At 72.8% G+C, this 8095-nt stretch carries 8 protein-coding genes; 4 read left to right on the top strand and 4 right to left on the bottom strand.

Annotated elements, in window-relative coordinates; genetic code table 11:
• Positions 1 to 298: 298 nt before the first annotated feature.
• Positions 299 to 610 (top strand): hypothetical protein, encoded by a 312-nt coding sequence (locus ACIP4P_RS05985; protein WP_400915193.1) that lies wholly within the window; start codon positions 299 to 301, stop codon positions 608 to 610.
• Positions 611 to 671: 61 nt separating this feature from the next.
• Here ACIP4P_RS05985 and ACIP4P_RS05980 read toward each other — a convergent pair whose 3' ends face one another.
• A complete protein-coding gene (locus tag ACIP4P_RS05980; RefSeq protein ID WP_350518857.1) occupies positions 672 to 1709 on the bottom strand; it encodes a GDP-mannose 4,6-dehydratase in 1038 nt (345 codons plus the stop codon).
• A gap of 620 nt (positions 1710 to 2329) precedes the next feature.
• Here ACIP4P_RS05980 and ACIP4P_RS05975 point away from each other — a divergent pair.
• From ACIP4P_RS05975 to ACIP4P_RS05965, 3 genes are all read left to right on the top strand, one after another.
• On the top strand, positions 2330 to 3085 hold the full coding sequence (locus tag ACIP4P_RS05975) for a DUF4118 domain-containing protein (protein WP_400915191.1): 756 nt from the start codon (positions 2330 to 2332) through the stop codon (positions 3083 to 3085).
• Positions 3086 to 3272: 187 nt separating this feature from the next.
• Positions 3273 to 3638: an SAV_915 family protein gene (locus tag ACIP4P_RS05970; RefSeq protein WP_400915190.1), complete on the top strand. Its 366-nt coding sequence runs from the start codon at positions 3273 to 3275 to the stop codon at positions 3636 to 3638.
• Positions 3639 to 3885: 247 nt separating this feature from the next.
• Positions 3886 to 4419 (top strand): RICIN domain-containing protein, encoded by a 534-nt coding sequence (locus ACIP4P_RS05965; RefSeq protein ID WP_400915188.1) that lies wholly within the window; start codon positions 3886 to 3888, stop codon positions 4417 to 4419.
• Between the two features lie 123 nt (positions 4420 to 4542).
• On the opposite strand, the gene ACIP4P_RS05960 is transcribed toward ACIP4P_RS05965, so the two are convergent.
• The 3 genes from ACIP4P_RS05960 to ACIP4P_RS05950 form a co-directional block, all read right to left on the bottom strand.
• Complete coding sequence (locus ACIP4P_RS05960; RefSeq protein ID WP_400915186.1) at positions 4543 to 4950, bottom strand: nuclear transport factor 2 family protein; 408 nt, start codon at positions 4948 to 4950, stop codon at positions 4543 to 4545.
• Positions 4951 to 5124: 174 nt separating this feature from the next.
• Entirely contained in the window at positions 5125 to 6687 is a 1563-nt protein-coding gene (locus ACIP4P_RS05955) for a purple acid phosphatase family protein (protein ID WP_400915184.1), read from the bottom strand.
• A 212-nt stretch (positions 6688 to 6899) separates the two neighbouring features.
• Entirely contained in the window at positions 6900 to 7952 is a 1053-nt protein-coding gene (locus ACIP4P_RS05950; RefSeq protein WP_400915182.1) for a hypothetical protein, read from the bottom strand.
• Positions 7953 to 8095: the final 143 nt, after the last annotated feature.

Below are 8095 nucleotides of genomic sequence, written 5' to 3'. Positions count from 1 at the left end.
CATCGACGCAACCCATCTGGAGGACCGGCGAACGGCAGGGGTCCGCTGTGGACGGCCCGCGTGCTCCGCACGCGCGGCGCTCGCATTCCCGCACTTCGGCGATCAGTCTCGATCGAGCGGGCACGGGAAATCCCTAGGGTCTGTCTCCTCCCGCGGTCCGGCCGAGGGCGCCCGGGGCGGCGGGGCCGTGGACTCTAGGGAATTGCCGGGCGTTCCGGCTGGATCGTCGGATGCGCGAGCCCTGGGTGCGGTCCGTCGGGCGCGCCGCGGGCCACCGACGTCGACGAGGATGACCGCCATGCCCGAAACCGTCCCGCACGGGGACCAGCCGAGACCGCCGTGGCCCACCGAGGCCGCCGCGGACGACACGGCGGAGGAGTTGAGCGCGCTCGACGAGCAGCTGATCGCTCAGCTGGTCCAGCGGATCCGACTGGCCCGCGGCCACCAACTGAGCCGCCGCGCGGCCGGGTTGCCGACCACCAGCCTGGCCCAGGAGAACGCGATGCTGCGCCGGTACGCGGCCCGGCTGGGCGACCAGGGCGCCGGGATAGCGCTGGCGATCCTGGAGCTCTCCCGCCCGACGGCCGTCCCGGGCGCCGAACGGCTGTAGGGCGGTGGGGGACCGGGCTGTACCGCCCGGTCCCCCACCGCCCTGTCGCCCGGGCCCGCCGTCACCAGCGGGCGCCGGTCAGCACCTCGCCGTAGTCGCGGGCCAGCCGGGCCTGTTCGAGGTCGGACTCGACCATCATCCGCATCAGTTCGGGGAAGTCGACCGTCGGTTCCCAGCCCAGGACGCGGTGCGCGTTCCGCGCGTCCGCGCAGAGCGTCTCCACCTCGGCGGGCCGCACCAGCGCGGGGTCGACCTCGACGTACTCCTCCCAGTCCAGGCCCACGCAGGCGAAGGCGATCCGGGCCGCGTCGCGCACCGAGTGCATCCGGCCGGTCCCGATGATGTAGTCGCCCGGCTCGTCCTGCTGGAGCATCAGGTGCATCGCCCGGACGTAGTCCCCGGCGAAGCCCCAGTCGCGGACGGCGTCGAGGTTGCCGAGCAGCAGCCGGTCCTGGAGGCCGAGCTTGATCTGCGCGACCGCGAGCGAGATCTTCCTGGTCACGAACTCCGCACCGCGGCGCGGCGACTCGTGGTTGAACAGGATCCCGGAGACGCCGTACATCCCGTAGGACTCGCGGTAGTTGCGGGTGATGTAGTGCCCGTAGGTCTTCACCACCCCGTACGGGCTGCGCGGGTGGAACCGGGTGTGCTCGTGCTGCGGGGTCTCCGCGACCATGCCGAACATCTCGGAGCTGGAGGCCTGGTAGAAGCGGATCTGCCCGTCCCCGCCGCCGGTCGCGGCCGGCTTGTTGATCCCGCTGACCATCCGGATCGCCTCCAGCACCCGCAGCACGCCGGTGCCGTTGACCTCGGTGACGAGTTCCGGCTGACGCCAGGACATCGGCACGAAGGAGATCGCCCCGAGGTTGTACACCTCGTCCGGCTGGATCGTGTCGACCGCGGACACCAGACTGGTCTGGTCCATCAAGTCGCCGTCGACGAACCGCAGTTCCGGGATCAGCCGACTGACCCGGTCCTTCCGGGGGTTGGCCTGCCCCCGACTCAGGCCCCACACCTGGTACCCCAGGGAGATGAGGTGCTCGGCCAGGTAAGACCCGTCCTGGCCGGTCACCCCGGTGATCAGTGCTCGCTTGGACATCCGTTCCCCTTCAGCCACTGCTCGCGGTCCGCTCTCGGCACAGCCAGCGAACCACCGGCGGGGCTAAGGAATTTGCGAGACTTCCCGCGCCGGCCCGGGGGCGCGACGGGAAGCGGCGGAAGGAACGGGAGCCGGACAGGTCACCGGAGCCGGTGACGGGGGGCGCGCGGTACGGGAAGCGGTACGGCCGTCGTCCGGTGCGCCGTCTCCGACGCGACCGGCTTCCCCACGACGGCGGTACCGCCCGACGTACCCGTTGGCATCGCCGCGCGCCCCCTCCCCCTGTTTCACAGGCCGCCGAACCGTCCCCGGGGGAACCCGCCCGGGTCGGGACTCGGCGAAGCGGTCCGCCGCCAGGCCCCACGCCCGGGCGACGAACCGCTTCCTCGCAGCTCACGCTAGGTGCGACCGGGCCCGCACCGGCCCGTCCATACGCCTTCTTGACGGGTCCGGCCGCCGTCTTGACGCGTCCTTCGCACCACTCGCCGCCGAACCGGAACGCCGGGGTCCCCCGGAACGGCCGGGCCCCCGAACGGCCGCGCAAGGGATTCGCCAAGGGACCGACGACGGCCCCTTCCCACCAGCCCGGGAGTGCTACACCGGACATCAGGAGGTGTACGATGCGCCGTTTCACCGCTCGGACCCGGCTGCCGCTGTTCGCGGCCGTGGCCGCCCCGCTCGCCCTCTGCGCGGTGCTGCTGCCGTGGCGGGCCGGCATCGCCGGCACCGACGTCGCCCTGCTGCTGGTGGTGGTCGTGGTGGCGGTGGCCGCCCTCGGCCGCCGGAGCGCCGGCGCGGTGGCCGCGGTGGTGGCGGCCGCCGGCTTCGACTTCTTCTTCACCCGCCCCTACGAGCGGTTCTCGATCAGCAAGTCCGGCGACCTCACCACCGCGGTGCTGCTGCTCTGCGTCGGCCTGGTCGTCTCCCAACTGGCGGCCAGGGCGAGACACTTCGAGGTCGTCGCGATCACCGACGCGGGCTACCTGGCCCGGATCCACGACACCACCGTGCTGGCCCGCACCGCCGGCACCGCCCTCACCGTGGTCGACCACGTCCAGGCCGAACTGATCGACCTGCTGCAACTGCGCGGCTGCCGGTTCGAGTACGGCTCACTGCTGGGCCACCCGCCGCGCCTGGAGCACGACGGCTCGGTCACCGTCGCCCGCAAGCCGTGGGACGCCGACCGGCTGGGCCTGCCCGACGAGGACGTGGAACTGCGACTGTTCGGGAACGGGAAGTACATCGGCCGCTACCTGATGCAGCCCACCCCCGGCGCGGCGCCCTCCCGGCAGGCGCGCCTGGTCGCGGTGACCCTGGCCGACCAGGCCGGGACGGCCCTGGAGGGCCTCTGGGGCCCGCACGAGACGGTCACCTGACCGCACCCCCTCCGGGCCGCACCGCCAGGACCGGCACGATCGTCAACAGACCATAAGGATCCGACCGGCCGGAGTCAGGGAGACGTCAGGACGGCGCTCCCGCCCTCCGCTCGCGGGCATAGCCTCGGTGGCGCACCCCGGCGATCCCGGGGTGCGCCGCCAGCCCGCATCCCCGTGGAGGAACACCATGAGCCAGCGCCTGTACGCCGAGGACCCGGAACCGTCCGAACGCAACCCGACCGGACCTCTCCTGGTACCCGTCCGGTCGGGCCCGTTGGGCCACACGGCCCGTGTCTTCCGTACCGCGCTGGGCGACCGGACCGCGGTCGCCTTCACCTCCGAGGAGCGGCTCACCGCCGTCCTCGGCCCGGACCAGCCCTGGATCACCCTGGCCGAGCCCGCCCTGCGCGCCCTCACCGAGCCGCTCGGCGTCACCGCCCTCACCGTCGACCCGCAGCTGGCCGCCCCCGCGGCGAAGCCCCTGCCCCCGCACACCAGGCCCACTGCCACCCTTGACGAGCGGGTCCCGCTCGGCGCCGCGCCCACCCCCTGACCGCTCGCACCGGTCTCATCCGCCCCCGTCGTCACGCCCGTTCGGCACCCCCGCCGCCGCATACCCGGCGGCCTCGTCGGAAACGCCGCCGCACCGGCCGACGAAGTGTCAGGACAACGTCCAGTCAACGTCGTTCCTCGCCGAGCCGGCACCCGGCAGGCTGCTGCGCGGGCCGCAGGCGGCGGAGCAGGACCCGTCGGCCGCGGTCGGTCCGAGCCAGCCAATCTCGATGAGGGGACATCGTCACATGCGCAAGTGGATGGGCGCCGCGGTCGGCGCCGCGGCACTTCTCGGTTCAGTGTTCGCCGGCGGCACCGCCTCCGCCGACACGACGGCTTCGCGGCACCTCAGCCCGGGTGCGTACACCGGCTACAACACGCTGAAGAGCGTGGCGACGGGCAAGTGCGTCGACGACAGCAACTACGGGCTGCGCGACTTCGGCTGTCAGGACCCGTACGGCCAGTACGCGGCCTTCCAGCAGTTCCTGCTCCTCGTCCAGCCCAACGGTTCCGTCGTGATCCAGAACAAGGCGACGGGCAAGTGCGTCGACGACAGCAACTACGGGCTGCGCGACTTCGGTTGCCAGGACCAGAGCGGCCAGTACGCCGGATTCCAGCAGTTCTGGCCCATCCCGGGCTCGGCCCCCAACACCACGGTGTTCCAGAGCGTGGCGACGGGCAAGTGCATCGACGACAGCAACTACGGGCTGCGCGACTTCGGTTGCCAGGACCAGAGCGGCCAGTACGCCGGGTTCCAGCAGTTCGTCATCACCGGCTACTAGACCGGCCACCGGACCGGGCCGAGCGCGGGCGTCGCCGGCGTCGGCCGGGGCCGGTCACCGCGCAGACCTCCGGGGTGGCGACGGGGCCCGTGCTCCCCACCACCCCGGAGGGCTCCCGGCGGGTCAGGCCCCGGTGATGGTCCTGCCCGGCATCGGCTCCGCGAGCGCCGCCCGCCGTTCGGGCGCACCGAAGGCGTCCGCGAAGTACTGCGTCTCGTGCACCACCTGCCCGTCGGCGAATTCCATGATGCTCACCGAGTAGGTGGGCACCCCGTCGTACGTGATGACGCACTCGCTCACCCACAGGTCCCCGCCGCCGGTGATCCGGTGGACGGTGAAGTGCCGGTCGGCGGGGTGGCCGCCGCGTTGCGCCGAGATCGCCGCACGGCCCCGGAACCGTTCGCCCGACTGGGGGTAGTCGAGGATCGCGTCCGCCGCGTAGACGGCGTGCTCGGCGTCGCCGTCCCCGCGTTCCGACGCCCGCCAGTGCTCCTCGATCGCGGCCCTGGTCCTGCTGTCAGCGGCATCCATCGCACTGCCCCCTTCCACCGGCGGCCGGCGGCCGGAGCGGTCCTGGTACCGGGAAGGCCCCGGCTCGCCGGGACGCCGGGCCGCTGAAACGTCATGGGCAACGGTGACAGCGTAGATCGCCGAGGCCGCAGGGGGGCGGCCACCGCCTACCGCCGCCCCGGACTCCGGACGGCATCAGCCGCGTTGCACGGTGACCCGGTCCACGGCCGTGCCGTCCTCGGTGACGGACCGCACCTCCATCCGGGCCGGTGCGCCGCCGGCGACAGCGGGGGTCACGTCGACCGCCACCAGGCAGTAGCCGGTGTAACGGACCCTGGACCAGGTGACCTCGACGGTCTGCTCGTGGCCGCTCCGCTCGGAGACCACCATCGGCACCGGGTCGTCGTTCGGGGTCTCGTGCCCCAGGTAGGTGTCGGAGGCCGGGAACGTGTAGAGCCCGCCGCCACCGCCGCCCGCGACCACGTACGTGGTGCCGTCCTTCACCGGGTCGACGGTGTCACCGGAGGCGACCGTGCGGGTGGCCCTTCCGGCCCGGATGGGGTCGGTCCGCTCGTAGACGTGGTTGTGGCCGCTGAGCACCAGGTCCACCTGGTACTCGTCGAACAGCGGGGCCCAGTCCTGCTGCGCGCCGAGCTCGGCCCCGTTGTCGTGGCAGGTGGAGTACGTGCACTGGTGCAGGTAGACGACGATGAAGTCGATGCCGGGGTCCGCGCGCAGCGCGGCGAGCCGGCTGTCCAGCCACTTCCGCTGTCTGCCCTTGGTGTGGTCGAGGTTGGCGGGGGTGTTGAAGCAGACGTCGTTGCCGTCGAGGCTGATCAGGCCGACGTTCTGGTAGCGCCAGGAGTAGATGCCCGTCGAGCGGCTCCAGGCGTTGTCGGGCATCGTGAACCGGGCGCGGACGCCGCCGTAGCCGTCGTCCCCGTACCACGGCTCCATCTCGTGGTTGCCGACCGCCACCATCCACGGGGTCCGCGCCGCGACGTGGTCGTTCTGGACGAAGAAGGAGTCCCACAGGCGGGCGTCGTACGCGTCGTCGGTGGTGCCGCTGCCGCCGCTGTTGGCGTACGACAGGTCGCCCATGTGGAGGTGGAAGGCGGGGTCGAGGCCGGCGATCAGGTTGCCGGTGGCGGTGGCGTCGGACCCGATGCCCTGGTCGCCGAAGGCCGTGAAGGTGAACCCGGCGCCGCGCCCGGGGGCGGGTGCGGTGCGGAAGCTCGCCACATCGCCGGACCCGCCGGCCCGGCCGGCCGGGTCGTACCCCTGGTGGCCGACGACGTAGTAGTAGGTGGTGTCCGGGATCAGCTGGTCCACCTGCGCGTGCAGGTAGTACTGGGTGACGGTGGTGGGCTTGGCCAGGGACTGGCCCTCGACCGGGCGCTGCCAGGAGAGTCGGCTGACCAGGGTGCGGACTTCGGCGGGGAGCTGCGCGCCGAGGTCGCCGGGCTGGAGGCCGAGCCGGACGAAGGGGGCGGTCACCGCGTCCGGCACCTGCCAGGAGACGACGACCTGACGGGACGGGTCGGCACCGAAGGCGAGGTGCCGGCCGAAGGGCCGGAGCGCGGACCCGGCGGTCCGCTCGCTCCGGGGTGCGGGGATGGTCGGATTGTCGAGGGCGGTGGGGAGCGGGGCGGAGGCCCGGGCGGCTCCGGGCAGCAGGAGGCCGCCGGCGAAGGCCGCGCCGCCCGCCGCACCGACGCGCAGGAGGGAACGCCGGGAGTGCCGTGATGTCTCGGACATGACATCAAATTAGGAAACCTCCCTAACCTTTGACAAGGGGCCGGACGGCATCGGCACGGCCCGCGCACAGCGTGGCGGCCACCCCCACCCGGGGCGGCCGCCACGCTGGCACCCGGCTCCTTCCGCCCCCGGTGCGATCCCGCGCGTCAGCGTTCGCGTCAGCGTTCGCGTCAGCGTTCGCGTCAGCGTTCGCGTCAGCGTTCGCGTCCGGGTCAGCGGACGGACACCTGCCAGGCGCTGTACGGCGCGGCCATCCGGCCGGCTATGCCGGGGCAGAAGTAGTCCGAGGGGTTCATGGTGGCGTCGGGGAAGACGGTGGAATTCGCGGGCCCGGCGTCGGTCCAGGCACCGGTGGCGGGGTCGTGGACCTTCAGCCCGGTCGTCTCGACGACCCGTCCGCTGAGGTCCTGGCAGACGCCCACGGATCCGGAGGCCGTCTGGTCGGAGTAGTACTCGAACATGTCCCAGCCGTAGGCGAGGGTGGTCTGGTCGGTGCCCTGGCTGGTGAAGAACGGGTCCCAGGTGCCGGTGGTGACGTTGTAGAGCGAGGCGGTCCAGGCGTTGGCCCCGGCGTCGGTGAGCTGGATCCGGACGGTGTAGGCGGAGCGGCCGTTCACGGTGCTGCCGTACTTCTGGAGGAAGGCGGAGTCGATGTCGACGGTCGCGCCGACCTGTTGGGCGGGGTCGGCGTTGCACCAGTCCCAGGCCCACACCTGGGCGCTGGCCTGGGTGTGGACGGTGACCAGCTCGATGCAGGAGCTGGCGCGCGCCTTGGTGGTGGGGGCGTAGAGGAAGTCGTCGGCCCCGCTGAGGCGCAGCGAGGCGTCGAGGGTGTGGGTGGCGGTCACGCCGTCGAAGCCGGTGTTGCCGTTGGGGCCCAGCTCGGTGCCCCACCAGCGGTGGGCCAGCTCGGCAAGGTTCGCGCCCTCCGGGGTCGTGCGCCCGGCGGCGCCCACCGAGGGTCGGTCCGGCGCCGCGAGACCCGCGCGCAGCTCGCGGAACCGCTGGACGCCGGGTCGGTCCTGCGGCCTGATGCCGGCTTCGCCGAGGACCCGGCCGGCGACGGGGGCACCCATGGGCGCGTCGGCCTTCGGGGTGGACGGGTGCTCGGCACGGGCCACGGACGCGGCCAGGGACGCGATCGGGGACGTGGCCGGGGAGGCCTGGGCAGCGGGGGCCAGCACGGCGCCGGCGGTCGCGAGGGCGCACGTGACGACGGCCGCGGCCGCGGTCCTCAGCTGGGACGAGCGGAACAGTGATGCCATGTTCATGACACTCCAGAGGCGTGGGGGGACCTGACGGAATGCCGGACGCCGCCCGCCGGGAGGAACCGGGGGTGTGGAGGTTCCGGTGACCGGGAGTGTGGAGGTTCCGGCGACCGGCGGGCGGAGCCGGGTGGCCATCAGCG

The organism is Kitasatospora sp. NPDC089509, assembly GCF_044749365.1.
Taxonomy (GTDB): domain Bacteria; phylum Actinomycetota; class Actinomycetes; order Streptomycetales; family Streptomycetaceae; genus Kitasatospora.
Note: the sequence above shows the minus strand (reverse complement) of the source record. Positions and strands in the feature narration are given on the sequence as shown.

What these genes read in the sequence shown, in the direction of transcription:
- ACIP4P_RS05960 (WP_400915186.1), bottom strand. Translation starts at nt 4,950, where the DNA reads ATGGATGCCGCTGACAGCAGGACCAGGGCCGCGATCGAGGAGCACTGG.
- ACIP4P_RS05965 (WP_400915188.1), top strand. Translation starts at nt 3,886, where the DNA reads ATGCGCAAGTGGATGGGCGCCGCGGTCGGCGCCGCGGCACTTCTCGGT.
- ACIP4P_RS05955 (WP_400915184.1), bottom strand. Translation starts at nt 6,687, where the DNA reads ATGTCCGAGACATCACGGCACTCCCGGCGTTCCCTCCTGCGCGTCGGT.
- ACIP4P_RS05980 (WP_350518857.1), bottom strand. Translation starts at nt 1,709, where the DNA reads ATGTCCAAGCGAGCACTGATCACCGGGGTGACCGGCCAGGACGGGTCT.
- ACIP4P_RS05950 (WP_400915182.1), bottom strand. Translation starts at nt 7,952, where the DNA reads ATGGCATCACTGTTCCGCTCGTCCCAGCTGAGGACCGCGGCCGCGGCC.
- ACIP4P_RS05970 (WP_400915190.1), top strand. Translation starts at nt 3,273, where the DNA reads ATGAGCCAGCGCCTGTACGCCGAGGACCCGGAACCGTCCGAACGCAAC.
- ACIP4P_RS05975 (WP_400915191.1), top strand. Translation starts at nt 2,330, where the DNA reads ATGCGCCGTTTCACCGCTCGGACCCGGCTGCCGCTGTTCGCGGCCGTG.
- ACIP4P_RS05985 (WP_400915193.1), top strand. Translation starts at nt 299, where the DNA reads ATGCCCGAAACCGTCCCGCACGGGGACCAGCCGAGACCGCCGTGGCCC.